General features: G+C 73.9%; 23 protein-coding genes. 8 read left to right on the top strand and 15 right to left on the bottom strand.

The window, feature by feature from the left end:
• Positions 1 to 3: 3 nt before the first annotated feature.
• Positions 4 to 360 carry an STAS domain-containing protein gene (locus ABT158_RS23285; RefSeq protein WP_352356544.1) on the bottom strand — a complete coding sequence of 119 codons (357 nt, stop codon included), beginning with the start codon at positions 358 to 360 and terminating at the stop codon, positions 4 to 6.
• Complete coding sequence (locus ABT158_RS23280) at positions 339 to 1,586, bottom strand: PP2C family protein-serine/threonine phosphatase (protein ID WP_352356542.1); 1,248 nt, start codon at positions 1,584 to 1,586, stop codon at positions 339 to 341. Before ABT158_RS23280 ends, ABT158_RS23285 begins: the two co-directional genes overlap by 22 nt.
• A 246-nt stretch (positions 1,587 to 1,832) precedes the next feature.
• Here ABT158_RS23280 and ABT158_RS23275 point away from each other — a divergent pair, with 246 nt between their 5' ends.
• Positions 1,833 to 6,008 carry a SpoIIE family protein phosphatase gene (locus tag ABT158_RS23275; RefSeq protein WP_352356540.1) on the top strand — a complete coding sequence of 1,392 codons (4,176 nt, stop codon included), beginning with the start codon at positions 1,833 to 1,835 and terminating at the stop codon, positions 6,006 to 6,008.
• A complete protein-coding gene (locus tag ABT158_RS23270; RefSeq protein WP_352356538.1) occupies positions 6,005 to 6,331 on the top strand; it encodes an STAS domain-containing protein in 327 nt (108 codons plus the stop codon). The genes ABT158_RS23275 and ABT158_RS23270 overlap by 4 nt, the downstream gene beginning before the upstream one ends.
• A gap of 35 nt (positions 6,332 to 6,366) precedes the next feature.
• Here the strand turns inward: ABT158_RS23270 and ABT158_RS23265 are convergent, their stop codons facing one another.
• Positions 6,367 to 7,461 (bottom strand): DUF2267 domain-containing protein, encoded by a 1,095-nt coding sequence (locus tag ABT158_RS23265; RefSeq protein WP_352356536.1) that lies wholly within the window; start codon positions 7,459 to 7,461, stop codon positions 6,367 to 6,369.
• A 232-nt stretch (positions 7,462 to 7,693) separates the two neighbouring features.
• Here ABT158_RS23265 and ABT158_RS23260 point away from each other — a divergent pair, with 232 nt between their 5' ends.
• The 4 genes from ABT158_RS23260 to ABT158_RS23245 all read left to right on the top strand — a co-directional run bounded on the left by ABT158_RS23260 (position 7,694) and on the right by ABT158_RS23245 (position 11,725).
• Positions 7,694 to 8,854: a glutathione-independent formaldehyde dehydrogenase gene (locus ABT158_RS23260; protein ID WP_352356534.1), complete on the top strand. Its 1,161-nt coding sequence runs from the start codon at positions 7,694 to 7,696 to the stop codon at positions 8,852 to 8,854.
• 1 nt (position 8,855) lies between these two features.
• Positions 8,856 to 9,431: a type 1 glutamine amidotransferase domain-containing protein gene (locus ABT158_RS23255; protein ID WP_352356532.1), complete on the top strand. Its 576-nt coding sequence runs from the start codon at positions 8,856 to 8,858 to the stop codon at positions 9,429 to 9,431.
• A 234-nt stretch (positions 9,432 to 9,665) separates the two neighbouring features.
• Positions 9,666 to 10,559 (top strand): SRPBCC family protein, encoded by an 894-nt coding sequence (locus ABT158_RS23250; RefSeq protein WP_352356530.1) that lies wholly within the window; start codon positions 9,666 to 9,668, stop codon positions 10,557 to 10,559.
• Positions 10,556 to 11,725, top strand: coding sequence for a zinc-dependent alcohol dehydrogenase (locus tag ABT158_RS23245; protein ID WP_352356528.1), 1,170 nt, complete (start codon positions 10,556 to 10,558; stop codon positions 11,723 to 11,725). Before ABT158_RS23250 ends, ABT158_RS23245 begins: the two co-directional genes overlap by 4 nt.
• 123 nt (positions 11,726 to 11,848) lie before the next feature.
• Here the strand turns inward: ABT158_RS23245 and ABT158_RS23240 are convergent, their stop codons facing one another.
• The 11 genes from ABT158_RS23240 to ABT158_RS23190 all read right to left on the bottom strand — a co-directional run bounded on the left by ABT158_RS23240 (position 11,849) and on the right by ABT158_RS23190 (position 22,825).
• On the bottom strand, positions 11,849 to 12,880 hold the full coding sequence (locus ABT158_RS23240; RefSeq protein WP_352356526.1) for an ABC transporter ATP-binding protein: 1,032 nt from the start codon (positions 12,878 to 12,880) through the stop codon (positions 11,849 to 11,851).
• Entirely contained in the window at positions 12,877 to 13,638 is a 762-nt protein-coding gene (locus tag ABT158_RS23235) for an ABC transporter permease (RefSeq protein ID WP_352356796.1), read from the bottom strand. The genes ABT158_RS23240 and ABT158_RS23235 overlap by 4 nt, the downstream gene beginning before the upstream one ends.
• A gap of 86 nt (positions 13,639 to 13,724) precedes the next feature.
• Positions 13,725 to 14,522, bottom strand: coding sequence for a molybdate ABC transporter substrate-binding protein (gene modA / locus ABT158_RS23230; protein WP_352356524.1), 798 nt, complete (start codon positions 14,520 to 14,522; stop codon positions 13,725 to 13,727).
• Positions 14,523 to 14,573: 51 nt separating this feature from the next.
• A complete protein-coding gene (locus ABT158_RS23225; protein WP_352356522.1) occupies positions 14,574 to 14,987 on the bottom strand; it encodes a TOBE domain-containing protein in 414 nt (137 codons plus the stop codon).
• Between the two features lie 151 nt (positions 14,988 to 15,138).
• Entirely contained in the window at positions 15,139 to 16,296 is a 1,158-nt protein-coding gene (locus ABT158_RS23220) for a Cmx/CmrA family chloramphenicol efflux MFS transporter (RefSeq protein WP_352356520.1), read from the bottom strand.
• A 317-nt stretch (positions 16,297 to 16,613) separates the two neighbouring features.
• Positions 16,614 to 18,416, bottom strand: a complete 1,803-nt coding sequence (locus tag ABT158_RS23215) for an FtsX-like permease family protein (RefSeq protein ID WP_352356518.1) — start codon at positions 18,414 to 18,416, stop codon at positions 16,614 to 16,616.
• Between the two features lie 5 nt (positions 18,417 to 18,421).
• On the bottom strand, positions 18,422 to 19,150 hold the full coding sequence (locus ABT158_RS23210; RefSeq protein WP_352356516.1) for an ABC transporter ATP-binding protein: 729 nt from the start codon (positions 19,148 to 19,150) through the stop codon (positions 18,422 to 18,424).
• On the bottom strand, positions 19,147 to 19,680 hold the full coding sequence (locus tag ABT158_RS23205; protein ID WP_352356514.1) for a PadR family transcriptional regulator: 534 nt from the start codon (positions 19,678 to 19,680) through the stop codon (positions 19,147 to 19,149). Before ABT158_RS23205 ends, ABT158_RS23210 begins: the two co-directional genes overlap by 4 nt.
• A gap of 60 nt (positions 19,681 to 19,740) precedes the next feature.
• The gene (locus tag ABT158_RS23200; RefSeq protein ID WP_352356512.1) at positions 19,741 to 21,498 is read right to left on the bottom strand and encodes a hypothetical protein; all 1,758 of its coding nucleotides are present in this window, start codon (positions 21,496 to 21,498) and stop codon (positions 19,741 to 19,743) included.
• Positions 21,483 to 22,238 carry an ABC transporter ATP-binding protein gene (locus tag ABT158_RS23195; protein WP_352356509.1) on the bottom strand — a complete coding sequence of 252 codons (756 nt, stop codon included), beginning with the start codon at positions 22,236 to 22,238 and terminating at the stop codon, positions 21,483 to 21,485. Before ABT158_RS23195 ends, ABT158_RS23200 begins: the two co-directional genes overlap by 16 nt.
• Positions 22,235 to 22,825, bottom strand: a complete 591-nt coding sequence (locus ABT158_RS23190; RefSeq protein ID WP_352356507.1) for a TetR/AcrR family transcriptional regulator — start codon at positions 22,823 to 22,825, stop codon at positions 22,235 to 22,237. Before ABT158_RS23190 ends, ABT158_RS23195 begins: the two co-directional genes overlap by 4 nt.
• Before the next feature lie 110 nt (positions 22,826 to 22,935).
• On the opposite strand from ABT158_RS23190, the gene bla reads away from it, so the two are divergent.
• Positions 22,936 to 23,871, top strand: coding sequence for a class A beta-lactamase (gene bla, locus ABT158_RS23185; RefSeq protein WP_352356505.1), 936 nt, complete (start codon positions 22,936 to 22,938; stop codon positions 23,869 to 23,871).
• Here bla and ABT158_RS23180 read toward each other — a convergent pair.
• The gene (locus ABT158_RS23180; RefSeq protein ID WP_352356503.1) at positions 23,864 to 24,451 is read right to left on the bottom strand and encodes a TetR/AcrR family transcriptional regulator; all 588 of its coding nucleotides are present in this window, start codon (positions 24,449 to 24,451) and stop codon (positions 23,864 to 23,866) included. The two genes, bla and ABT158_RS23180, sit on opposite strands and share 8 nt — an antisense overlap.
• A gap of 93 nt (positions 24,452 to 24,544) precedes the next feature.
• Between ABT158_RS23180 and ABT158_RS23175 the strand changes: the two genes are divergently transcribed.
• Complete coding sequence (locus ABT158_RS23175) at positions 24,545 to 25,654, top strand: FAD-dependent monooxygenase (protein WP_352356501.1); 1,110 nt, start codon at positions 24,545 to 24,547, stop codon at positions 25,652 to 25,654.
• Positions 25,655 to 25,668 lie beyond the last annotated feature (14 nt).

Raw genomic sequence — 25,668 nt, 5'->3', positions numbered from 1 at the left:
GCCTCACCGCAGGGCGGCGACGGCCTTGTCGACGTCGTCGTGGAAGGACAGCAGGCGGGTCAGCCCCATGATCTTGAACGGGTGCTCGATGTCCGGGCTGAGCCCGGCCAGCGCCAGGCGGGCGCCCGCGTCCTGGGCCCGCTGATGGGCGCTGACCAGCACGGAGATGCCGGTGGAGTCGCAGAACCGCAGCCCCGACATCTCGATCACCAGGCCGTCGCCCGGCGCGAGGCCGAGCTCGTCCAGGGCCTCGTGCAGGCGGGGGGACGTGTGGTGGTCCAGGTCGCCGGCCACCGTGAGGACGCGGATGCGCCCCGAGTGGGGCTGAGAGGTGATGGTCAGACCGTGGTCGTGCTGCACTGGGGCTCCTCAGAAGGGACGCCCGTCGAGCGGGCGGGGACGGACAGGGCGAGCACCGCGGTGTCGTCCGACACGCCGTCGCCGAGAGTCGTGATCAGTTTGTGCACCGTGGCCAGCAGGCCGTCGGCGCTGGTGGGGGCGGCGGCGGCCAGGTAGGCGGCCAGGCCCTCCTCGTCGAGCCGGGCCCCGGTGCCGGTGCGCGCCTCGGTCAGGCCGTCGGTGTAGAGCAGGAGGGCGTCGCCGGGCCCCAGGCGGGTGCTCACCTGGGCGAAGTACGGGTCGCGCAGGATGCCGATGAGCTGCCCGCCCTCGGGATGGACGGACTCGATCGCGCCTGCGGCGCGCACCACCAGCGAGGGCGGATGCCCGCCGCCCGCCAGGGTGACCTCGAAGCCGCCTGCCACCGGGTCGAGCACGCCGAAGACCGCCGTGCAGTACGGCGGCGGCATCACCTGACCGGCGTGCTCCTGCTGCAGGACCGCGTCCAGGTTGGCCAGCACCGCGCACGGGTCGGGGTCGTAGACGGCGGCGGCGCGCAGGGTGTAGCGGACGAGCGAGGTCAGCACGGCCGCGTCGGCGCCCTTGCCGCAGACGTCCCCGAGGAAGAACGCCCAGCGGTTGCCGTCGAGCGGGAACAGGTCGTAGAAGTCGCCGCCGACCTCGTCCACCGAGACGGGGTGGTAGGCGGCGGCCGCGCGCAGGCCCGGCACCTCCGGCAGGGTGTGCGGGACGAGCGTCTGCTGCAGGGTGCGCGCCAGGCGCTCGGCGTCGGCGCGCAACGCGCGCTCGGTGGCCAGGGTGCGCGAGGCGGCCAGGCGCAGCTCCAGCTCGTCCATGACCAGGGCGGCCAGGTCCCGCAGGGCGCTGACGTCCTCGTCCGCGGCCTGGCGGGGGCGGACGTCCATGACGTTGACGCTGCCCACGCAGCGGCCGTCGGGGACGGTGATCGGGGCCGCCGCGAAGAAGCGCACGCCGGTCCCACCGGGCGGATCGGCGGCCAGCGCCGGGTCGGCCGCGACGTCCGGGATCACGCACACCTCGCTCCGTGCGAGCACGGCCGCGTACAGGCTCTCCTCGCAACCGCCGGGGAACGGGCCGGCCGGCGTGCCGTGGGCGGCCACCCGGCGCACCCCCTCGTCGCCGGCGAACGTCACGGTCGCCATGGGGGCGTGGAACAGGCGCGCCGCCAGCGAGGCCACCCGGTCCAGCGTCGCCCGGCCCGGCACGGCGGGGAGCTCGTGCCGCTGGAGGGCCGCCGCGCGGTGCGTGTCATCGGCGGTGCTGACGTCCGGCTCCTTCCGCTCGCTCCGCCGGCACAGGCGCCGAGCAGGGGCGGAGGCCCGACCCCCGGAGTGATTTGCCCTATTCTACCTACGGTCGAGGTGATACCTGACCTGCTGGTCCACGGCCGCGGCGGCATCACCGGCGCCACGCGGGGTAGGCGCGCCCGCAGCGAACGAGGGGGGAGCCGGATGACAGACGACGACCACGGTGAGCGGCGGCCGGCGGCGGCGGGCGGTGCCGGGATCTTCACCGTGGACGACGAGGTCGGCCGCGACCTGGCCGAGGTCGACTGGGAGGCGACCCCGCTCGGCCGCCCGGAGCACTGGCCGCAGAGCCTCCAGACGGCGGTCAGCATCCTGCTGTCGTCCCGGTTCTCCATGTGGATGGCGTGGGGGCCGGAGCTGACGTTCTTCTGCAACGCCGCCTACCGCCGCGACACGCTGGGCCAGAAGTACCCGTGGGCGCTGGGCCGGCCGGCCCGCGAGGTGTGGGCGGAGATCTGGGACGACATCGGCCCGCGCATCGACGCCGTCCTGGCCACCGGGAAGGCGACCTGGGACGAGGCGCTGCTGCTGTTCCTGGAGCGAGCCGGCTACCAGGAGGAGACGTACCACACCTTCTCCTACAGCCCGCTGCGCGACGACCACGGCTCGGTGGTCGGCATGCTCTGCGTGGTCAGCGAGGAGACCGAGCGGGTCATCGGCGAACGCCGCATGGCCACCCTGCGCGATCTCGGCTCCGACCCCAGCGTGGTCCGCACCGAGCAGGAGATGCTCGCCTTCGCCTGCCGCCAGCTCGGCCGCAACCTCCAGGACCTGCCCTTCACCCTGACCTACCTGTTCGACGGCGACGGCCGGGCGCGGCTGGCCGGCTCGACCGGGCTGCCCGCCGGGCATCCGGCCGCCCCGGCCGTCGTCCCGCCCGGCGGCCCGGACGCGGTGTGGCCGGTCCAGGCCCCGGCCCGCGGCGAGCCGGCGCTCGTGGCGCTCGACGCGGCCCCGTACGCCGGGCTGCCGCCGGGGGACTGGCCGGAGCCGCCCACGCACGCGCTGGTGATGCCGCTGCTGCAGCAGGGAGGCATGCCGTACGGGTTCCTGGTGGCCGCGCTCAACCGCTACCGCGCCCTGGACGACGGATACCGCGGGTTCGTCGAGCTGGCCGCGGGGCACGTCGCCACTGGCATCTCCTCGGCCCGCAGCTACCAGGCCCAGCAGCGGCGGGCCGAGGAGCTGGCCGAGCTCGACCGGGCGAAGACCGTCTTCTTCTCCAACATCAGCCACGAGTTCCGCACGCCGCTCACCCTGATCATGGGCCCGGTGCAGGAACTGCGGAACACGCTGGCCGGCGCCGCCCCCGAGGTGCGCCAGGACCTGGAGGTCGTCCACCGCAACGCCCTGCGCCTGGGCAGGCTCGTCAACACGCTGCTCGACTTCTCCCGGATCGAGGCCGGCCGCATGCAGGCCCGCTACGAGCCGGTCGACCTGGCGGCGGTGACCGCCGACCTGGCCAGCGTCTTCCGCTCGGCGGTCGACAAGGCCGGCCTGTCCTTCGAGGTGGACTGCCCGCCGCTGGACGAACCGGTCTACATCGACCGGACCATGTGGGAGAAGGTCGTGCTCAACCTGCTGAGCAACGCGCTGAAGTTCACCTTCGACGGCTCGATCGCCGTCCGGGTGGGCGGGCGGGACGGGCAGGCCGTGGTGACCGTCTCCGACACGGGCATCGGCGTCCCGGCCGAGGAGCTGCCGCGCCTGTTCGAACGGTTCCACCGGATCGAGAGCGCCCGCTCGCGCTCCAACGAGGGCAGCGGCATCGGGCTGGCTCTCGTCCAGGAGCTCGTCGGCCTGCACGGCGGCACGATCACGGCCGACAGCGCCGAGGACAAGGGCACGACCTTCACCATCCGGCTGCCCTTCGGCGCCGACCACCTTCCGCCCGGGAGCCTGGTGCCGGCCCGCCCGGCGGAGCCGGTCTCGTCCGGCGCCGAGCCGTTCGTGCAGGAGGCGCTGCGCTGGCTGCCCGAGGACGACGTCACCGGGGCGGGGACGTCCTCGGACGTCTCGGCGGACGGCGGCGGCTCCCAGGGGCCGAGCGCCGGCCCGCCGGCCCGGGTGCTGATCGCCGACGACAACCGGGACATGCGTGAATACCTCGTCCGGCTGCTCAAGGGCGCCGGCTACCACGTCACCGCCGTCGGCGACGGCCTGCAGGCGCTCGACGCCGTGCACGCCGAGGAGCCCGACCTCGTGGTCAGCGACGTGATGATGCCGCGCCTGGACGGCCTGGCCCTGGTCGCGGCCCTGCGGGCCGATCCGCGTACCGCCGGGGTGCCGGTGCTGCTGCTGTCGGCGCGCGCGGGGCAGGAGGCCTCGATCGAGGGCCTGGCGGCGGGCGCCGACGACTACCTGGTCAAGCCGTTCTCCGCGGCCGAGCTGCTGGCGCGGGCGCGGGCCAATGTGGAGCTGGCGCGGCTGCGCAACCATCACACCCGCTGGCGCAACGCCATGATCGACTCCTTGCAGGAGGCGTTCTTCGTGACCGACGAGGACGGCGCGGTGATCGAGATCAACTCGGCGTTCACCGACATCCTCGGCTACGGCCCCGACGGCCTGCCCTACCGCCCCCGGCACCCCTGGTGGCCGGATGAGGAGCGCGACCCGCAGGCCCACGGCCTGGTCGCCGAGGCGTTCGGCCGGCTCGTCGGCGAGGGCAGGGGCAGCGCGGTCATCCCCGTCACCCACCGCGACGGGCACCAGGTGTGGGTCGCGGTCACGTTCAACTCGGTCAGCGACCCCGACACCCGGCGGCGCCGCGTCGTGGGCACCCTTCGGGACGTGACCGCCGAGCACTACCTCGTGCAGCGCGAGAGCGCGCTCGCCGCGCTGGGCCTGCGCGTCTCGCAGGCCGGCAACCTGAACGACGCCCTGGCCGGCGGGCTGGACGCGCTCCAGGAGGTCTGGCACGCCCGGCAGGTCGCGGCCGTCGTCTGGGACGAGGACGGCTCCCGCGGCCCGGTCGCCGCGCCGTCCGGCCCGGCCTGGCAGGACCTGCCGGAACAGGTGCGGGCCAAGCTCGCGGGCCTGCGCGAGCAGCCGCCCCTGCGGGCCGTCGCCTCCGAGACGGACGGGGCCGGCATCACCCTGGAGCACCCCGAGGGCCTGCTCGCCGTCTGGATCGACCTGGGCCAGAACCGGCCGTTCACCCACGAGGACCAGACCCTGCTGGCGCTGCTGGCCGGCCACCTGGGCCAGGCCCTGCACCGGGTGCACCAGCTCGACCAGCAGCGCGAGGCGGCCGTGGCGCTCCAGCGCGCCATCCTCGGCCCGTCCCGGCTGCCCAGCGGCTTCGCCGTGCGCTACGAGCCGGCCACCAGCCCGCTGGAGGTCGGCGGCGACTGGTACGACATCGTGCCGCTGTCCGGCGAGCGCATCGGGATCGTCGTCGGCGACTGCGTGGGGCGCGGGCTGGAGGCCGCGGCCGTCATGGGACAGCTGCGCAGCGCCTGCCGGGCCCTGCTGCTCCAGGACGCCGGGCCCGCCCAGGTGTTCACCGCGCTCGACCGGTTCGCCGCCCTCGTCCCGGGCGCCAGGTGCACCACCGTCTTCTGCGGCGTCCTGGACACCGCCACCGGCGACCTCGTCTACTCCAGCGCCGGTCATCCCCCCGGCATCCTGGCCCACGCGGACGGCAGCACCGAGCTGCTGGAGGGCGGCCGCTCGACCCCGCTGGCCGTACGGTCGTCCCGCGGGCGCACCGAGGCCCGGTGCACCATGCCGCCCCGGTCCACCCTGCTGCTCTACACCGACGGGCTGGTCGAGCGGCGGCGGCGTCCGCTGACCGCGGGCATCGGCGAGGCCAGCACCGCCGTCCAGGTCGGACGGTCCACCCCGATCGAGGAACTGGCCAGCGACGTCATGTCCTCCCTCGCCCCGGACGGCGGCTTCAACGACGACGTCGCGCTGCTGCTCTACCGCCAGCCCGCCCCGCTGGAGGTGGACTTCCCGGCCGAGTCCAGCCAGCTCGCCCCCGTGCGCTCGGCCCTGCGGGAGTGGCTGGCCCGCTGCCAGCTGGCCCCTTCGCTGGTGCAGAACGTGCTCGTGGCGGCGGGGGAGGCGTGCGCCAACGCGATCGAGCACGGCCACCGCAACGCCCCCGGCCGGACGATCCGCCTGCGGGCCGTCGCCACCCCCGGCGACCTGCGGCTCACCGTCGCCGACACCGGCCGCTGGAAGCCTCCGGAGCCGGAGGCGAACCCGCACCGGGGCCGGGGCGTGGCGCTCATGCGCGCCCTGATGAACGAGGTCACCATCGAACCCGGCGCGGCCGGTACCACCGTCGACATGCATGCGAGGATCAGCTCATGACCACCCCTCTGACCCTTGCGACCTCGACGCGACCCGACGGCACCCAGGTCCTGGCCGCCGCCGGCGAGATCGACATGAGCAACGCCGGGGCCCTGGAGGAGGCGCTGGCCCGAACCGGCGACAGCATGGTGCTCGTCGACCTGAGCGAGGTGGAGTACCTGGACAGCGCGGGCCTGACCGTGCTGTTCACGCACGCCTCGCGGATCCGGCTCGTCGCCAACCCGGTGCTCGAACCCGTCCTGACGATCGCCGGCTTCGCCGACGTCGCCGCCATCCAGGAGATCACGTACGTCGACCCGTCCCAGGACGGCCACAGCGCCTGAGCGCTTCCTGGACACGCCCTGGCCCGAAGCGGGGATCACGCGTCCAGCTCGTCGCGCCAGCCGCCGGGTTCGGGATGGTAGCCGTAGGCGGCGGCCCGCACGGTGTCCTCGTCCTCCAGCCCGGAGCCGATCGTGCCGCCGACGGTGGCCAGCGAGCTGATGATCCAGGCCAGCTTCAGGTAATCGGTGAGATCGACCGGCCGCTGCAGGTTCTCTGCCAGCACGGAGGTGTCGATCAGCAGCGCCGCGACGAGTGCCGTTCCGGCGAACAGCACCAGATAGGACACCGCGGCGGCCAGGGCGAGGGTGAGGATCGTGCCCAGGTTGAACAGCCGGGCCAGCTCGGCCGGTGTCTCCCGGTCCGACTTCTCCCACAGGCCGTGCGCGATGATCAGCCAGGTCACCAGCGCGGTCAGCCCGAGAAACATGATCACGGTGAGGCGGAGTCCGCCGAGCGCGTCACCCATCTCCCAGATGGTGTTGGTGGTGAGCGCGAACGCGGCCGTGGCGAAGGCGCCGACCAGGAGTTTGGACAGGCCCAGCAGGGCGCGTCCCGGGCGGTTGGCCCGGACCATTCCGGTCAGCAGCCGCACCCGGCCGGCCAGCCGCGAGGCGAGGTAGCCCAGTTCCCCGGCTTCGGCCTCGCCGACCACTCGGTGGATGGCGGCGACCTGGCCGGCCAGTTCGGCCGGCGGCACCCGCTCCTCGGAGGTGTCCGTGAGCAGCCGGCTCACGAAGCCCGGGATGGCGGCGCGGAGCGCGCGCAGCTGGCGTAGCCCCAGCGCGGGCAGGGACACCGCCGCGACGCGGCGCCGGGCGGACGTCTGCGCGACCAGCGGCACCCGCTCGGTGTGCAGCGGCAGGTCGGTCAGGCAGATCGCGACGTCCCACCGGGCGTCGGCGCGCCGGCGGGCGAGATCGTCGAGCAGCGCCTCGACGCCGCCGTCACGGCGCGGCGCCACGTCACCCCAGCCTGCCCGGACGGTCCACCGCACGTGCGGGTCCACCTGCTCGGCGAGCCGGTCGGCCAGCTCGGCGGCGAGCCGCGCGACCACCTGCGCCGGATAGTCCGGCGGGGTCGCCACGAGCCCGACGACGATCTCCGGCCGGTGCTGCTCACTGATGGCCATGAGCGCTCCTCGCCGGTGGCCGGGTGGATCCCGGACCGCATACCCACAGTCCTGCGGCACATGCATCGTGTATCGGGTGATGAACGGGCTGGAGGCGTTCTCAGCCCTCGTTGTGACGGTCAGCACCCATTCGGACACTCAACGCGCCCGGCTGTGGATTCAGGGGGTTTTCCGGGGGTATCGGCTGGGGGGCCGCCCGTGGGGAGGGAGGCATCTGCGACGGGGGATGGTCATGAAGGCAGTGGTGTACGAGGGACCGCGGCAGGTCAGTGTCAAGGAGGTGCCGGACGCGCGGATCGAGCGGCCGACCGACGTCCTGGTGCGGATCACGTCCGCGAACATCTGCGGCTCGGACCTGCACATGTACGAGGGCCGGACCGACTTCGAGTCCGGCCGCTGGTTCGGGCACGAGAACCTGGGCCAGGTGGTCGAGGTCGGCTCCGGGGTGGACAAGGTCCAGGTGGGCGACTGGGTCGTCCTGCCGTTCAACATCGCGTGCGGGCACTGCAAGAACTGCGAGCGCCAGCTGACGAACTACTGCCTGACCGCTCAGCCAGAGCCGAAGATGGCCGGCGCCGCCTACGGCTTCGCCGACATGGGCCCCTACGGCGGCGGGCAGGCCGAGCTGTTGCGCGTGCCCTGGGGCGACTTCAACTGCCTGCGGCTGGGCGAGGACGCCGAGGAGCGCCAGACCGACTACGTGATGCTCGCCGACATCTTCCCGACGGGCTACCACGCCACCGAGATGGCCGGCGTGCAGCCCGGCGACCAGACGGTCATCTACGGCGCGGGCCCGGTCGGGCTGATGGCCGCCCTCTCGGCGACCATCCGGGGGGCGAGCAAGGTGATGGTCGTCGACCGCCACCCCGACCGGCTGCGGCTGGCCGAATCGATCGGCGCGATCGCCATCGACGACTCCAAGGTCGACCCGGTGCAGGTCGTTCTGGAGGAGACGATGGGGCTGGGCGCGGACAACGGCTGCGAGTGCGTCGGCTATCAGGCGCACGACCCCGACGGCCGCGAGCAGCCCGACCTGACGATGAACCGGCTGGTCGCCTCGGTACGCTTCACCGGGAGGATCGGCAATGTCGGCGTCTTCGTCCCGCAGGACCCCGGGGCCGGCGACGAGCTGGCCAAACAGGGCAAACTCGCCTTCGACTACGGCATGTTCTGGTTCAAGGGCCAGCACATCGGCAGCGGCCAGGCCCCGGTCAAGAGGTACAACCGGCAGCTGCGCGACCTGATCGCCGCGGGCAAGGCCGAGCCGTCCTTCATCGTCAGCCACGAGCTGCCCCTCGACCGCGCGCCTGAGGCGTACGAGCACTTCGACAAGCGGGACGAGGGCTGGACGAAGGTCGTCCTGCACCCGGAGACGGCGGGGGCGGGTGCCTGAGATGGCCGGAGAGCTGAACGGACGCCGGGTCGCGATCCTCGCGGCCGACGGGGTGGAGCGGGTCGAGCTGGAGCGGCCGCGGCAGGCGCTGGACGACGCCGGCGCCAGCACCGTCGTGGTCTCCATCGCCGGCGGCGAGATCCAGGCCCGCGACCATGACCTCGAAGACGCCGGCACCTTCACGGTGGACCGGCTGGTCGGCGAGGTGTCGGTCGACGACTACGAGGCGCTGCTCCTGCCCGGCGGGACGGTGAACCCGGACAAGTTGCGGATGGAACCCGCTGCGGTGCGGTTCGTCCGGGATTTCGTCCAGTCGGGCAAGCCGGTCGCGTCGATCTGCCACGGCCCGTGGAACTTCGTCGAGGCCGACGTCGCGCGGGGCCGCCGGCTGACCTCGTGGCCGAGCGTGCGCACCGACCTGCGCAACGCCGGCGCCGAGGTGGTGGACGAGCCGGTCGTCACCGACGGCAACATCACCACGAGCCGGTCGCCCGACGACCTGCCGGCCTTCTGCGAGCGCATCGTGCAGGAGTTCGCCAAAGGTCCGCAGCCCGCCGCCGCTGAACGCCCGGCGTGACCTCGTCGCTCACGAACGTGCGCCCGCCGCTGTCCGCGGCGGCGCCGCTTCCGGCGATCTCGACGTCGGTGGCGTTCGGGCTGGTCCTGGGCCCCATGGGGAGGGCCATCCAGACGACCTGCACCTTTGATGCCTGAATCTGCTGGTGTCATCCGTTTTGTCGGGGGCAAAGGACGCGGGGGCGTCAGCAGACCAGGGCGCACGCATTCACCACTGCAACCTGTGTTAGGACACATGATGACTGACAAATTCGCCCGTGCGCTCGGGTGGGCCAGCCTCGCGCTGGGCGCCGCGCAACTGGCGGCACCACGAGCCGTGACCCGCCTGTGCGGCGTCGACGACGCGCCCGGGGCCACGACCGTCGCCAGGCTCGTCGGCGGGCGCGAGCTCCTGCACGCCGCGCTGCTGCTCGGCGCCAAGAACCCCGCCCAGTGGGCGTGGACCAGGGTCGCCGGCGACACGATGGACCTCGGCCTCCTGGGCCGGGCCGCCGCCGGCCGCACCGGCGTCCGCCGCACCCGCGCGCTGGCCGCGCTCGGCGCCGTCGCGGGCCTCACCGCACTGGACGCCGCCTGCGCCCGGCGCGGCACCGCCAAGGCCAAGGGCCCGCTCCAGGTACGCGCCTCCATCACCATCAACAAGCCCCGCGAGGACGTCTACCGCTTCTGGCGCGACCTGGAGAACCTGCCCACGTTCATGGTCCACCTGGACTCGGTGCGCACCGTCAACCAGCGCCACTCCCACTGGAAGGCCAAGGGCCCGATCGTCGACCTGGAGTGGGAGGCCGAGATCATCGACGAGCGATTCGGCGACCTGATCGCCTGGCGGTCGGTGCCCGGCACCGGCATCGCCACCGCCGGCCTGGTCAGCTGCACCGACGGCCCCGCCGGGCACGGCACGGTCGTGGACGTCTCCCTGGAGTACGGCGCGCGCGGCCGCAAGCTCGCCGCCGCCGTCGCCCGCATGTTCGGCGAGCACCCCGAGCAGCAGCTCCGCGACGACCTGCGCCGCTTCAAGCAGGTCATGGAGACCGGCGAGGTGGTCCGCTCCGAGGGCAGCCCCGAGGGCCACCGCGCCCGGCGCCAGCTCCAGCAGCGTCCCGCACAACCGATCGGAGGACGGGTATGAAGGCCAACGTGTGGGCGGGCCGCAACCGCCTGGAGATCCAGGACGTCCCGGACCCGCAGATCCTCAACGCGCGTGACGCGATCATCCGCGTCACCTCGACCGCGATCTGCGGCTCCGACCTGCACCTCGTGGACGGCTACATCCCGACCGTCAAGAAGGGCGACATCCTCGGCCACGAGTTCATGGGCGAGGTCGTCGAGGTCGGCCCCGGCGTGCGCAACCTGCGCACCGGGGACCGCGTCGTGGTGCCGTTCCCCATCGCGTGCGGGGCCTGCTTCGCCTGCGAGGCCGAGCTGTACTCGCTGTGCGAGAACTCCAACCCCAACGCGGGCATGGCCGAGAAGCTGATGGGCCACGCGCCCGCCGGGATCTTCGGGTACTCCCACATGCTGGGCGGCTTCGCCGGCGGGCAGGCCGAGTACGTGCGCGTCCCGTTCGCCGACGTCGGCCCCATCAAGATCGACGACGACCTGACCGACGAGCAGGTGCTGTTCCTGTCGGACATCTTCCCGACGGGTTTCATGGGTGCGGAGATGTGCGACATCAAGCCGGGCCAGACGATCGCGATCTGGGGCGCGGGGCCGGTCGGGCAGTTCGCCGCGGCCAGCGCGTTCCTGCTCGGCGCCGAGCGGGTCATCGTCATCGACCGCTTCCCGTACCGGCTGCGGCGGGTCCAGCGCACCGGCGCCGAGGTGCTCAACTACGAGGAGGTGAACGTGCTGGACGCACTGCGCGACATGACCGGCGGGCGCGGCCCCGACGCCTGCATCGACGCCGTCGGCATGGAGGCCCACCACCCCACCCCCACCATGTACGCCTACGACCGCACCAAGCAGGCCGCCCGGATGGAGACCGAGCGGCCGTACGCGCTGCGGGAGGCCATCATGGCCTGCCGCAACGGCGGCGTGATCTCCGTCATCGGCGTCTACGGCGGATTCGTCGACAAGTTCCCGATGGGCACCGTCATGAACCGGTCGCTGACCATCCGCACCGGCCAGTGCCACGTGCAGCGCTACACCGAGCCGCTGCTGCGGCGGATCCGTGCGGGGGAGATCGACCCGAGCTTCGTCGTCTCGCACCGCATGCCGCTCAGCGAGGCGCCGCGCGGGTTCGAGCTGTTCAAGCACAAGCAGGACGAGTGCAACAAGGTCGTGCTCACTCCGTAAGCCTGCCTCAGCGGCTCAGAGCCGGCCCCGATCTCCTCGGTGGCCCGCCGCTCCGCCAATGCGGCGGAGCGGCGCAGGAACCATCCGGGTCGGCGCGGGCGAAGGACCGTGGGATCGGGGCGTTCAGGCCGGGTAGGCGTGCGTCTCGGTGGCCTTGACGGAGGCCCAGATCCGCTGGCCGGGGGTCAGGTCGAGGTCGGCGACGGCGGCCGGGGTGATGTCGGCGAAGGCCGTCAGGGGGCCGTCGAGGTGCACGCGCACGTTGTCGCCGTGCCGTTCGATGCCCTCGATCCGGGCTTGCCACAGGTTGCGCGGGCTGCCGTCGGGGCGGCTGCGGTACAACGCCACGGCCGCGGGCGGGAAGGCCACGAACGCCGGCCCGTCGAGCTCCTCCGACGTGTGCAGCAGCACCTCGCCGACCTTGACCCGCACGCCCTCGGCCACGCCGCGATAGAGGTTGAGCCCGACCAGGCGGGCCACGTAGTCGGTGCGCGGATGGCGGGCGACCTCGGCCGGCGGGCCCTCCTGCACGACCGTGCCGTGCTCGATGACGATCAGCCGGTCGGCCAGCACCATCGCGTCGAGCGGGTCGTGGGTGACCAGCACGGTGGCGCCCTCGAAGTCGGCCAGGTGGCGGCGCAGCTGGGAGCGGATCTCCAGCCGGGTGTGGGCGTCGAGCGCGGCCAGCGGCTCGTCCAGCAGCAGCAGCTCGGGCCGTACGGCCAGCGCGCGGGCGAGGGCGACCCGCTGCGCCTGCCCGCCGGACAACCGCCGCGGCCTGGCGGCGGCGTGGGCGGCAAGGCCGACCCGCTCCAGCAGGGCGGCGGCCGTCCGGCGGGCCTCGGCCTTGGGCACGCCCTGGCAGCGCGGCCCGAAGGCGACGTTGTCGAGCGCCGACAGGTGCGGGAAGAGCAGGTAGTCCTGGAAGACCACGCCGATAGGGCGGCCCTCGGCGGGCAGTGTGTGCAGCGGCGCGCCGCCCAGGCTGATCCGCCCGCCGGTCATCGGGGTGAGCCCGGCCAGGGCGCGCAGGGCGGTGGTCTTGCCGGCGCCGTTGGGGCCGAGCAGCGCCACCACCTCGCCGGCGGCGACCCGCAGCGAGACGTCGAGGGTGAAGGCCGGCCGGATGACCACCAGACGGGCGTCGAGGGTCATGGCGCGCTCACCCACCGGTCGCGCAGGCTGGCCAGGATGACCACCGAGACGGCCAGCAGCACGAGGCTGAGCACGATCGCCGCCGCCGGCTCGGTCTCCAGCGCCAGGTAGACCGCCAGCGGCATCGTGCGGGTGGTGCCGGGGAAGTTGCCGGCGAACGTGATCGTCGCCCCGAACTCGCCGAGCGCCCGCGCCCAGCACAACACGGCCCCGGCCACCACGCCCGGCATCACCATGGGCAGCGTCACCCGGCGGAACACCGTCCAGCGGGAGGCGCCGAGCGTCGCGGCGGCCTCCTCGAAGCGCTGGTCGGCGCCGCGCAGCGCGCCCTCCACGCTGATCACCAGGAAGGGCATCGCGACGAACGCCTCGGCGACGATCACCCCGGCCGTCGTGAACGGCAGCGTGAGGCCGAAGGCGGACTCCAGCCACTGCCCGGCCAGGCCGCGCCGCCCCAGCACCAGCAGCAGCGCCACGCCGCCGACCACCGGCGGCAGCACCAGCGGCACGGTGACCAGCGCGCGCACCAGCCGCCGCCCCGGGAACGACACCCGCGCCAGCAACCAGGCCAGCGGCACGCCGAGCAGCAGGCAGAAGACCGTGGCGACGGTGGCGCAGAGCAGCGACAACCGCAGCGCCTCCAGCACGTGCGGCTCGGCCAGCCGCTGGAGCAGCGTGGACCAGGGGGCCCGGATCAGCAGCCCGGCCAGCGGCAGCACCAGGAAGGCCAGCCCCGCCAGCGCGGGCACGACCAGCATCCACGGCGCCCGCCCCGAGATCTCACGGCCCGCGGCCGGACGCCCGGCGGGCGGGTCCGCCGGGCCGGGACGCCGGGAACGCGCGGTCACGGGGCCTCGAAACCGGCCTTGGCCAGGACGTCCTTGCCCTGCTGGGACAGCACCAGGTCGACGAACTGCTGGGCCAGGTCGCCGGCCGGGGCCTTGGTCAGGGCCGCGATCGGGTAGTCGTTGATCGCCTGGGCGGCCTCGGGGAAGTCGATGCCGGTCACCTTGCCGCCGGAGGCGATCACGTCGGTGCGGTAGACCAGCGCGGCGTCCACCTCGCCCAGCTGCACCTTGGTGAGGGTGGCCTTGACGTCCTGTTCCAGGGTGACCGGCGTGACCTTGAGGCCGGCCGCGCCGAGCGCCTTGACCGCGGCGGCCCCGCACGGCACCTGCTCGGCGCAGAGCGCCACCTTCACCGCGGGGTCGGCCAGGTCCTTCAGCTCGTCGACCTTGGCCGGGTTGGCGGCGGGCACGGCGATCTGCAGCTTGTTGCGGACGAACGTGGCCGGGGCGCTCGCGAGGGAGGCGTCGGTGACCGTCTTCATGGTGGCCGGGCTGGCGGCGGCGAACACGTCGGCGGGGGCGCCCTGGACGATCTGCTGGGCCAGGGTGGCGCTGGAGCCGAAGTTGAACCTCACCGTCGTTCCCGGATGGGCGCTCTCGAAGCTCTTGCCGAGCTCGGTGAACGTGCCGGTCAGCGAGGCCGCCGCGAACACCGTCACCTGCCCGGCGCCCCCACCGGCGGACGCGGCGGGAGCGGCCGAGGCGGACGTGGCCGGCGCGCCCGAGCCGCAGCCGGCCAGACCGGCCAGCGCGAACGCGACGGGCAGGGCGATCGACCACCGGGAAAGACGCATGAACACCAAGGGGGGCTCCGCACACCTGACCCTGAACACCACGGGGGCTCCTCACATCTGACTGGCCACGCGCTCGTGGCCGGGGATCTCCACGACGACGTTGGTGGACTTGATCACGGCGACCGCCACCACCCCCACCTGCAGGCCCAGCTCGTCGGCCGCCTGCCGGCTCATCAGCGACACCACGCGGAACGGCCCGGCGGCGATCTCCACCTGGGCCATCACCGCGTCGCGGAGCACCTCGGTCACGACGCCGCGGAAGCGGTTGCGCGCCGAGGATCGGCCGCCCTCGCCGTCGGACTCGATCTGCGAGCGGGCGAAGGCCGCCAGATCGGCGCCGTCGACCCGTCGGTGGCCGTGCTCGTCTCGCTCGGCCGCCAGCCGGCCCGCGTCGACCCACCGCCGGACGGTGTCGGAGCTGACCCCGAGCAGCGCCGCGGCCTCGCTGATCCGGAACGTCGTCACAAACCCACACCCTACCTTCCGCATAATCAACCCTGAAGCCCCATCTGGCTATGCAACAGCGACACGATCGCCGGGCATGCCATCGCATTCACGAGAGCACGCCCGGCGACCGCGCCTGGTCACCGCCGCCGGACCATCCTCCCGCCCCCGGTCAGCGCGGCGTGACGCTCGCCGGCGACCTGTGGACGACGGCCGCCACGGCGAGCGCCACGACCACCAGCAGGGCGCTGACCCACAGCGCCGACCGGTAGCCGAGCCCGGCGGCGATGGCCGCGCCGCCCAGCGCCGGGCCCGCGGTGGCCCCCACGTTGAGCGCCGCCGTGGCGAAGGAGCCGCCCAGCGAGGGCGCCGCGGCGGCGGCGTACAGGACGCGGGCGATCAGGGTCGAGCCGACCGCGAAGGACAGCGCGCCCTGGACGAAGACCAGGACGAACGCCGCGGCCGGAACGTCCGCCGCGACCGCGAACAGCGCCCACCCGGCCGGCAAGGCGAGCCCGCCCGCGACCAGCACCAGCGCCGGCCGCGCGTCCGACAGCCGGCCCGCGGCGGTCACCCCGGCGAACGACCCCAGCCCGAACAGCGCGAGCAGCACCGGCACCCACCCGCCGGAGACGCCGCTCACCTCGGTGACCAGCGGCGACAGGTAGGTGAAGGTGCAGAAGGTGGCGGCGTTGACCAGCGCGCCCAGCGCCAGCGCGACCAGCAGGCGCGGCTCGCGCAAGGCCCGCAGCTCGTGCCGGGCGCGCGGACGGGCGCTCTCCGGCCCGCCGGCCGGCACCGACCGCACGACGGCCAGGACGGCCGGCAGCGAGACCAGCGCCACCGCCCAGAACGCCGACCGCCAGCCGAACGCCTGGCCGAGCACGGCGCCCGCGGGCACCCCGGCGACGCACGCCAGTGTGATCCCGCCGAGCAGGACGGACGTGGCCCGCCCCTTGGCGTCGGGGGCGACCATGCCGGCCGCCGTCGCCAGGCCCACGGCGAGGAAACCGGCGTTGGCCAGCGCGCCGAGGACGCGGGTGACCAGCAGCACGGCGAAGTCGGCGGTGAGCGCGCCCGCCACGTGCACGAGCACGAACGCGACGAGGAAGACGAGCAGCGCCTGCCGGCGTGGCCAGCGCAGGCTGAGCAGCGCCATGAGCGGCGCCCCGACGACCATGCCCGCGGCGAACGCGGACGTCAGCGCGCCCGCGGCCGGGACGGACACGCCCAGGTCGGCGGCGATGGCCGGAACCAGCCCGGACAGCATGAACTCCGACGTTCCCTGGGCGAACACGGCCAGCCCGAGAACGTAGATGGCGAAAGGCACGAGCAGTACTCCAAAAGGCAGCACGAAGGAACGCGGCGCGCCGGCGGCACAGCTCAGAGCGGGGCGCGGGCGCTACCGCGAGGAGGGAAGGCCCGGGTTCGACGCCACGACGGTGGCGGAACAGCCGGGAAGAACCGGTCCGGACGAAGGTGATCGGATGCCGGAAAGGCGCGCGGTCTCAGGGACGGCGCGGCCGCAGGACATCACGAGAAGCCACCGACGATCGGTGGCTAGCGTCTTGACGCCTCGGGACCGGACACGCGCCCCACCCTAGCCGGAGATCACGGAAGCCGTCCACCGGGTTTCCGCGCGGCCGGTCACGCGGCCTCGGCGCTGAGCGCCTGGGCCACGGGCCGGCGCGCGGCCAGCCGGGCGGGCAGGGCGACGAACGCCGCGGTCGCCAGGAGGCTGGCCAGCGCCGCGCCGGCCAGCCAGGAGAAGGGCGCCTGGACCGAGTTCCCGGCCGCGAAGAGCGAGAGCAGGCCGAGGCCCAGCGGGACGCCGACGACGGCGCCGGGCAGGCTGGGCAGCAGCTGGGCGCTGGACAGGCCCGCGGCGACCTGCCCGGGGGTGGCGCCGAGCGTGCGGGCGACGGCCATGGTGGCGCGCGCCTCCATGGCCGTGGTCCAGGTGAGCGTGACGGTGTTCACGACGGCGAGGACGATCAGCAGGGCGGTGACGGCGAGCATCAGCCGGCGGTCCTGCTCGCCGCGCAGGTTGGGCAGCACGGAGGAGCCGTCCAGGCCGTAGCCCCGCTCCGGCTGGACGTTGAGGGTCAGCAGGGCGACCATCGCGATCACCGTGGTGGCGGTGGAGCACGCCTGGAGCACCGCCCGGCCGGGCCGGCGGGCGGTCAGCCGCAGCCCGAGCAGGAGCGGCGTGGGCAGCAGCGCCGACAGGGCGGTGATCAGGGGCCGGTGCCGGGGCGGGCGCGCGGTCGCCGACAGCGCGGTGACGGTGGCCGTCCGCAGGGCGCGCAGCGTCGGACGCAGCGTGGACAGCACCGCGACCGCCACGGCCAGGACGGTCGCGGTGACCACGACGGAGCCGCCGAGCTCGGCCGCGTCGCCGATCCGGCTGGCCGTGGGGCCGGCCAGGGCGGGCGCGGTCAGGCGGGCGATCGCCAGCCCCAGCGCGTCGCCGGCCAGCGCGAGCGCCAGGTACTCGGTGAGCAGGACGGTGGCGATCAGCCCGGGGGTGGCGCCGACCGCCTTGAGCAGCCCGGCCCGGCGCGTCTGCGCGGCGGCCCGGCCGGCGGCCAGCGTCGCGACCCCGGTGACGGCCAGGAAGCTGAGCAGCCAGCTCCCGACCACCAGGATCGGCTGGCTGTCCTTGAGGACGACGGTGTCCTGCTCGGCCGTGAACTGCCAGGAGTGGAGGTTGACCCGCAGGTCCGGGTCGCGGTGCGCGTCGCGGAACGCCTCGGTGGCGGCGGGGTCGCGCAGCTTGAGGTCGACGGCCGTGGTGACCGGCAGGTGCCGGGCGGCGGCCAGCGTGCGGGCGTCCGAGCTGGTCAGCCAGGCCAGGCCGGCGTAGTCGCTGGGGCCGCCGCCCGGCCCGATCTGCGCCGCCCAGGGGTAGACGGAGGTGGCCGCGGTGACGGCGATCCCGACGACGGGGTACGCCCGGCCGGCGATGGTGACCCGGTCGCCGACGCCGACGCCCAGGGCGGTGGCGAAGCCGCGTTCGAGGACGGCGCCGCCGGGGCGCACCCACCGGCCCGAGGTCACCAGCGGCCGGTTGACCGGGCCGGGCCGCTCGGCGAAGCCGTGCACCACCACCTGGGACGACGTCGAGCCGCGCACAGTGAGGTCGGCGTAGACGATGCGGTAGGGGCCGTGGTGGGCGACCACCTCGGGGGCGTCCGCCAGCGAGGCCAGGGCGGAGGTGGCCGCGCGGCCCGAGCCGCCGGACAGCGCCACCACGTCCGGCCCGGCGGTGGCCGCGCGGGTCTGCTCGTACAGGGAGCGGCCGGCGTCGCCCAGGGACAGGCCCAGAGCCATCGTCGCGGTGGCCACGGTCACCGCGAGCAGCAGCATCGCGGCCTGGACGCGGTGCCGCCGCACGTCGGCCAGCACCAGCCGGGTGACGAGCACGACTGTGCCCACGACGGTGCCCATGACGGTCAGTCCTCCAGCCCGATCAGGCCGCCCAGCCCCCGCGGGCGGGCGGCGGCCAGGTGGGTGTCGTCGACGAACATGCCGTCGCGCATCGAGACCAGCCGGTCGGCGGTGGCCGCCACCCGCTCGTCGTGCGTGACGATCACGAGGGTCTGCCCGGCGGAACGCAGCTCGCCGAAGATCCTCAGCACGTCGAGGGCGGCGGCGGTGTCGAGGTTGCCGGTGGGCTCGTCGGCCAGCACCACCAGCGGCTCGTTGACCAGCGCGCGGGCGACGGCGACGCGCTGGCGCTGGCCGCCGGACAGGTGCGAGGGCAGGTGCCGGGCGCGGGCGGCGAGCCCGACCCGGTCCAGCAGCGCGTGCGCGCGCCGCCTGGCCTGGCGGCGCGAGCGGCCGGCCAGCAGCGCGGGCAGCTCGACGTTCTCGGCCGCCGACAGCTCCTCCACCAGGTGGAACGCCTGGAAGACGAACCCGACGGACCGGCGCCGCAGGCGGGCCAGGGCCCGCTCGCTCAGCGTGTCGACGCGCCGGCCGGCCAGCCACACCTCTCCGCCGGTGGGCCGTTCCAGGCCGCCCAGCAGGTGCAGCAGGGTGGACTTCCCGCAGCCGCTCGGGCCGGTCACCGCCAGCGTCTGACCCTGGGGGACCTCCAGGTCGACCTCGTCCACCGCGCGGACCCGGCTCTGCCCCTGGCCGTGCGTCTTCACCAGGCCGTGGGCCCGTAACACGTTCATGCGCCCTCGTCTTCGTCTTCGGCCCCGGACCAGGTGCGCTCGCAGGCGTCCAGCCAGCGCAGGTCGGCCCGCAACCGCAGCACGACCCCTTCCAGCAGCAGGCCGGCGGGTGATCCGGGCGGTTCGTCCAGCGCCGCCCGCTGGACCTCGCGCAGGCGGCGCAGCAGCTCGCGGCGCTGCGCCGCGACCAGCTCGACCGGGTCGGCCAGCCGGGCCGCGGCCGCGGCGGCGAGTTTGAGATGGAACTCGGCCAGGTCCGGTTTCGGCCAGCCGACCTCGGCGAGCCAGGCGGCCACCCGGCGCTGGCCGTCGGGGGTCAGCGCGTAGATCTTGCGGTCGGGCCGCTCGGGGAGGCCGTCGGCCCGTTCGCAGGCGACGAGCCCGGCCTTCTCCAGCCTGGCCAGGGTCACGTAGATCTGGCCGGGGTTCATCGACTCGCCCAGCGGGCCGAGGCTGTGCCGCAGGCGGGCGCGCAGGTCGTAGCCGTGCGACGGCTCCTTGGCGAGCATCGCCAGCACCGCGTCCTGCACGGCCCCACCCCCCTAACGGTTAGCCAATAGATAGCGGTTAGCCGTAGGGGGTGTCAAAACCTACTGGGACGGGCGCGGCCTGATCATCCACAGGCCCAGGCCGTACATCGCCAGGCCGAGCAGGACGAACCCGGCGGCGACCGGGTAGCGCAGCCCCGACGGCAGGTACGTGGCCAGGAACCAGGAGTGGCGCAGCATGTCGTTGGAGACGAAGACGGCCGCGAGGATGCCCTGGGGCACCAGCGGGATCGCGCCGAGGCCGAAGCACCACCAGGTGATCATGCGCTGCGTGTTGGACAGCCGGTCGAAGCGGGAGGCGACGGCGGGCCGCTGCCTGCGGCCGGTGCGCATCAGGTCCAGCAGCTCGGGGCCCTGCGCGCGCAGGCGGCGTTCGGCGAGCAGGCCGAGGCCCCAGACGCACAGCGCCCCCGTCAGGACGCCGACGGCGACCCCGGCCCAGCCGTACCGGAGGGCGACCAGCGCCGCGGGCAGCCCGGTGAGGGCCACCAGGGCGAGGGTCAGGTAGGCCAGCCCGGTCAGGCCGCCGTCGTCCTCGCTGGTGCGCAGCGGGTTGCCGGCGCGGCGGTGCGGGTCGGTGCCGGGCACCAGCCCGTACACCGAGATCAGCGGCACCAGGCCGGCCGCGCCGCCCAGCAGGGCCGCCAGCAGCGCCAGGACCAGCGGCCACGGACCGCCGGTGACCGCGGTGAACGCCACGGTCAGCAGGGCCGCCACCGGCGTCTGCGCCGTCAGCCACGCCAGCTGCCGGCCGCGCACGTCGCTCGCGCCGGGGGTCATCAGGGTCAGCCAGAGCGCGGTGCCGTCGGCGCCGTACTGGTTGGCGGCCATGGCCGCGGCCATCACGACGAAGATCGGGCCCGCGTAGGGCAGCATGCCGTTCCAGCCGACGACCAGCGGGACCGCGGCGAAGCAGACGGCGTACGACAGCGCGAACGTGAGCTGGTGGCTGCGCACCAGGTCACGCGACCAGGTGCGCAGCTCCTTGGCGACGATCGCGCCGTTGGCGGTGGCGGCCGTCATCGGACGACGGGTGCGCCCGGACCGCTGCGTCGCCCCCGCACGCCGCCCCAGCAGCACCGCCCACGCGCCGAGCAGCAGCACGGCCAGGATCGCCAGGGCGGCCAGCGCCCACCAGTCGCCCTGGACGGCCAGCAGCCCCCACCCGGAGGGCAGATACCGGACGAACGACGGCATGCCGGTCCGGCCGAAGGCCACGAAGAAGATCCAGATCTGGCCGAGCACCGCCAGGATCGCGCCGTTGAGCACGCCGGAGGCGATCGCGCCCGCCCGGGAGCGCAGCGCCTGCCCGACCAGCGCCACCGCGAGCTTCGACAGCAGCACGAACACGGCCAGCTGCAACACCATCGCGGGCACGGCGACCAGGGCGCCGGCCGGCCCGAGCCGCGCGCCCGCGATCGGCAGGCCGAGCAGCGCGGTCAGGCTGACCAGCGGCGCGACGCCGACGAAGGCCGCCACCAGCAGCCCGGACGCCAGGCGGCGCGGCGGCAGGCCGAGCATCGTGAAGTACTCCGGCCGCAATGTCTCGTCGCCGCCGCCCATGAAGACGGGGCCGAGCACCCAGCCCAGCAGCCACACCGCGTAGGCGGCGGCCAGCAGCTCGGGGTCGGCGACGGCCAGGTAGATCGTCCCGGCGGCGAGCAGCGCGCCCAGCGCGGCGCCCGTGCCCGCGGTCTGGGCCCGGGTGCCCTGGAAGGCGTGGCGCAGCAGCGCGACCTTCATCCGGACCATGGTGGCCAAGATGTCGGCGGTGTTCGGCGGGGTCAGCGCGACAGCCACGACAGCTCCTTTACGCCGGTGTCGTCGTTGCCGACGAGGGCGACGAAGGTGTCCTCCAGCGAGCGGCCGCCGCGCACCTCGTCGAGGGTGCCGGCCGCGGCCACCGTGCCCTTGTCGATCACCGCGACCCGGTCGCAGAGCTGCTCCACCAGGGCCATGACGTGGCTGGAGAGCACGATCGAGCCGCCGTTCGCGACGAACCCGCGCAGGATCCGCTTGATCGTGGCGGCCGAGACCGGGTCGACCGCCTCGAACGGCTCGTCCAGCACGAGCAGCCGGGGCGCGTGCAGCAGCGCGGTGGCCAGCCCGATCTTCTTGCGCATGCCGGTGGAGTACTCGATGACCAGCGTGGTGCCGGCGCCGTCCAGTTCCAGCACGGCCAGCAGCTCGTCGGCGCGCCGGGCCACCTCGTCCTTGGGCAGGCCGCGCAGCAGGCCGAGGTAGGTGAGCACTTCGCGGCCGGTCAGCCGCTCGGGCATGGCCATGCCGTCGGGCAGCACCCCGACCAGGGCCTTGGCCTGCTCCGGCGCCGACCAGACGTCCTGGCCGAGGATCGTGGCGCCGCCCGCGTCGGGGCGCAGCAGGCCGACGGCCATGGACAGGGTGGTGGTCTTGCCGGCGCCGTTCTGGCCGACGAGCCCGAAGAACGACCCCTGGGGGACGGTGAGGTGGATCGCGTCGACGGCGACCTTGTCACCGAATCTCTTGGTCAGCCCGTTGATCTCGAGCGCCGGCGTCATGAAGTTCTCCTGGTGGCGAGGGTGAAGATGGTGGCCAGTTCGGCGGCGAGGGTGCTGAGGTCGTAGTCGGGGTCCTTCAGCACGTAGCTCGGCACGGCGTCGATGGCGCCGCGGATCGCGATCGCCATCGGCCGCAGCTCGAACTGCCGGAACTCGCCGGTCTGCTGGCCCCACGCCAGCAGCTTCTCGATGTCGTCGATCGCGGTGCCCTGCTGGCCCGCGTAGGGCCCGTCGTGGTCGTGGGTGATGATCTCGACCAGCGCCAGCAGGGGTTTGCGGTGCACCCGCATGAATTCGAGGTTGGTCTCGAAGTAGACGCGCAGCCCGTCGGTGGCGGTGGTCTGCGCCAGGATGCGCGGCACCATCAGGTCGGTGGCGAGCTTGACCGCGTGCGCGACGACCGCCTCGATCAGCTCGTCCTTGCTGCCGAAGTAGTAGGCGATCAGGCCCGGCGTGATGCCGGCCAGTTTGGCGATCTTCGCCATCGACGCCTGCTGGTATCCGAGCGTCGCCAGAGCCTCGACGGCGCAGTCGATGATCTGGGCCCGCCGGGTCTCCTCGACGAACGTCCGCTCTCCTGATGGCACGTTCAGGATATTAAACGGTCATTCAACGGTTGGCAAAGCAGCCTGACCTGGGCGGCACGCCTAGGGTGGTGGCGGGAAGATCACCGGTCGGGGGAAGCGGGGAGCACCATATGTCCGACGAGCCATCGCGGCGTGCCCTGGTGACGGTGGCGGCCCTGCTGCCGCTGACGGCCTTCGGCGCCGACGTCCGCCGTACGGCCGAGCCGCCCGCCCGGCCTGCGGGGACCCCGTCCCCGTCCGCGTCGCCCGCGCCCAGTGCGAGGCCGTCGGCGGCGGCGCGCCTGGCCGCGCTCGAACGCCGGCACGGCGCCCGCCTCGGCGTGTACGCGCTGGCCACCGGCACCGGCGCCACGCTGGCCCACCGCGCCGACGAGCGCTTCGCGTTCTGCTCCACCTTCAAGGCCCTGGCCGCGGCGGCGGTCCTGCACCGCAACCCGCTCGGCCACCTGGACGACCGCGTCACCTACACCTGGGCCGACATCGACTCCATCTCGCCGATCACCCGGCGGCACGTCGCCACCGGCATGACCGTCCGGCAGCTCTGCGACGCCGCCATCCGGCACAGCGACGGCACCGCGGGCAACCTGCTGATGCGCGACGCCGGCGGGCCGGCCCGGCTCACCGCCTTCCTGCGCGGGCTGGGCGACCGGGTCAGCCGCATCGACCACTACGAGCCCGAGCTCAACAGGATGGGCCCGAAGAACCCGCGCGACACCACCACCCCGCGCGCGATCGCCGCCGACTACCGGGAGATCCTGCTCGGCGACGTGCTGCCCCCGGCCAAGCGCGCGCTGCTCGAAGACTGGCTGCTGCGGACGACCACCGGTGCGGCGCGCGTCAGGGCCGGCCTGCCCAAAGGCTGGAAGCTGGCGCACAAGACCGGGACCGGCAACTACGGCAGGGCCAACGACATCGCCGTGGTGTGGCCGCCCGGCGCGGCGCCGATGGTGGTGGCCGTCATGACCGACCGCCCCGGCTACGGCACGCCGCCCAGGAAGGCGCTGATCGCCGAGGCCACCCGGGTGATCGTCGCCTCGCTCACCTGACCAGCCCGAACCGGGTGGTGACGGTTCGCAGCCCCTCGATCATGTCGGCGGCCGAGGGCGCGGCCTGCGGGTCGTTGAGCCACTGGGCCATCACCCCGAACAGCAGCGCGAGCTGCACCGAGCCGACGGCGCGCACCTCGCCGTCGCCGATCTCCTCCTCCGGCACCCCGGTGAGCTGCGCGGCCATGCCCCGCCGCCCCTCGCGCTGACCGGCCACGAGCTGCTCGCGCAGCTCCGGCGAGTGCTCGGCCTGGACCAGCGCCTCCAGGTTGGCCAGCCACAACGTGCGGTGCTCGTTGATCGAGCCGATCAGCTGCGCCCACAGCGCCTCGAAGCTCTCGGCGGGTGACCTGCCGGGGTCGTCGAGGGCGGCCAGCGCCGCGCCGACCTTCTCTCCCCATTCGCCCATGGCCTCGATCAGGGCCGCGTTGAGCAGCGCCTCACGCGAGCCGAAGTGGTAGCCGATGGCGGCCATGCTCACGCCCGAGGCCGTGGCGATGTCGCGGACGGTGGTGCGCCCCCAGCCCTTCTCCTCCAGGCAGCGCCGCGCCCCGGCCAGCAGGTCTTCGCGATTTCCCATGGCCCGAAGCCTAGCACGGATGCCTTAGACGCCCGTCTTGCGCGTTTGCCCAAATCTGCGTACGGTGTGGAGCGTTCACCGACGAAAGAGGACATGGCAATGCGCATCCTGATCTCCGGCGGCAGCGTCGCCGGCCCCGCCCTCGCCTACTGGCTGCACCGTCACGGCCACCAGGTCACGATCGTCGAGCGCGCCCCGGCCCCGCGCGGCGGCGGCGCGGCCATCGACTTCCGCGGCTCGGCCCTGGACGTGCTGGACCGCATGGGCCTGCTGGCCGAGATGCGCCGGCACGCGACCACGATGACCTCCATGACGCTGGTCGACGAGGCCGGCGACGCGCTGGCCGTGCTGCCCGCGAGCGCGATCTCCGGCGAGCTGGAGGTGCTCAAGTCCGACGTCACGAAGGTCCTTTACGAGGCCACCCGCGACACCGTCGAGTACCTGTTCGACGACACCGTCACCGCGCTCGACCAGGACGCGGCCGAGGTGCGGGTGCGCTTCGACAAGGCCGCGCCGCGCACGTTCGACCTGGTGGTCGGCGCCGATGGGATGCACTCCAAGGTGCGCGCGCTCGCCTTCGGCCCCGAGTCGCGTTACGTGCGCAATCTCGGCATCTACGGCGCGCTGTTCACCACCGGCAACATCCTGGACCTGCGGGACGCGGGCCTGATGCACAACACCCCCGGCCGCAGCGCCCTGGCCTTCACCGCCCACGGCAACACCGAGCTGCGGGTCGGCCTGTCGTTCGCCGCCGACGACCTGGCCTACGACCGGCGCGACCGCGCCCAGCAGGAACGCCTGGTGGCCGAGCACTACGCGGGAGCGGGCTGGCAGGTGCCCCGGCTGCTGACGGCCATGCGGGAGGCCGAGGAGTTCTTCTTCGACTCCTCCGGCCAGGTCGTCATGGACACCTGGACGAACGGCCGGGTCACGCTGCTGGGCGACGCGGCCCACTGCGCGGCGCCGACCTCCGGCCGCGGCACCTCACAGGCCCTGATCGGCGCGTACGTGCTGGCCGGGGAGCTGGCCGAGGCCCCCGACCACGCCACGGGCCTGGCCGCCTACGAGCACCGGATGCGCGACTACGTCGAGCGCAACCAGCGGCACGGCCGGGCCGCGGCCCGCTGGTTCTTCGGCGCGCCGGACGAGCCCATGCCGGACGACGTCGACGACGCGGTCCCGCTCAAGGAGTACGCGGTCTGAGGCCGTGGCCGAAG

This window comes from Nonomuraea sp. NPDC001636 (assembly GCF_040298265.1).
Taxonomy (GTDB): Bacteria; Actinomycetota; Actinomycetes; order Streptosporangiales; family Streptosporangiaceae; genus Nonomuraea.
This window is presented reverse-complemented; position numbering and strand designations above follow the sequence as displayed.

What these genes read in the sequence shown, in the direction of transcription:
- ABT158_RS23210 (WP_352356516.1), bottom strand. Translation starts at nt 19,150, where the DNA reads ATGAACGTGTTACGGGCCCACGGCCTGGTGAAGACGCACGGCCAGGGG.
- ABT158_RS23175 (WP_352356501.1), top strand. Translation starts at nt 24,545, where the DNA reads ATGGCAATGCGCATCCTGATCTCCGGCGGCAGCGTCGCCGGCCCCGCC.
- ABT158_RS23245 (WP_352356528.1), top strand. Translation starts at nt 10,556, where the DNA reads ATGAAGGCCAACGTGTGGGCGGGCCGCAACCGCCTGGAGATCCAGGAC.
- ABT158_RS23255 (WP_352356532.1), top strand. Translation starts at nt 8,856, where the DNA reads ATGGCCGGAGAGCTGAACGGACGCCGGGTCGCGATCCTCGCGGCCGAC.
- modA (WP_352356524.1), bottom strand. Translation starts at nt 14,522, where the DNA reads ATGCGTCTTTCCCGGTGGTCGATCGCCCTGCCCGTCGCGTTCGCGCTG.
- ABT158_RS23235 (WP_352356796.1), bottom strand. Translation starts at nt 13,638, where the DNA reads ATGCTGGTCGTGCCCGCGCTGGCGGGGCTGGCCTTCCTGGTGCTGCCG.
- ABT158_RS23260 (WP_352356534.1), top strand. Translation starts at nt 7,694, where the DNA reads ATGAAGGCAGTGGTGTACGAGGGACCGCGGCAGGTCAGTGTCAAGGAG.
- ABT158_RS23195 (WP_352356509.1), bottom strand. Translation starts at nt 22,238, where the DNA reads ATGACGCCGGCGCTCGAGATCAACGGGCTGACCAAGAGATTCGGTGAC.
- ABT158_RS23265 (WP_352356536.1), bottom strand. Translation starts at nt 7,461, where the DNA reads ATGGCCATCAGTGAGCAGCACCGGCCGGAGATCGTCGTCGGGCTCGTG.
- bla (WP_352356505.1), top strand. Translation starts at nt 22,936, where the DNA reads ATGTCCGACGAGCCATCGCGGCGTGCCCTGGTGACGGTGGCGGCCCTG.
- ABT158_RS23250 (WP_352356530.1), top strand. Translation starts at nt 9,666, where the DNA reads ATGATGACTGACAAATTCGCCCGTGCGCTCGGGTGGGCCAGCCTCGCG.
- ABT158_RS23215 (WP_352356518.1), bottom strand. Translation starts at nt 18,416, where the DNA reads ATGGGCACCGTCGTGGGCACAGTCGTGCTCGTCACCCGGCTGGTGCTG.
- ABT158_RS23270 (WP_352356538.1), top strand. Translation starts at nt 6,005, where the DNA reads ATGACCACCCCTCTGACCCTTGCGACCTCGACGCGACCCGACGGCACC.
- ABT158_RS23275 (WP_352356540.1), top strand. Translation starts at nt 1,833, where the DNA reads ATGACAGACGACGACCACGGTGAGCGGCGGCCGGCGGCGGCGGGCGGT.
- ABT158_RS23240 (WP_352356526.1), bottom strand. Translation starts at nt 12,880, where the DNA reads ATGACCCTCGACGCCCGTCTGGTGGTCATCCGGCCGGCCTTCACCCTC.
- ABT158_RS23180 (WP_352356503.1), bottom strand. Translation starts at nt 24,451, where the DNA reads ATGGGAAATCGCGAAGACCTGCTGGCCGGGGCGCGGCGCTGCCTGGAG.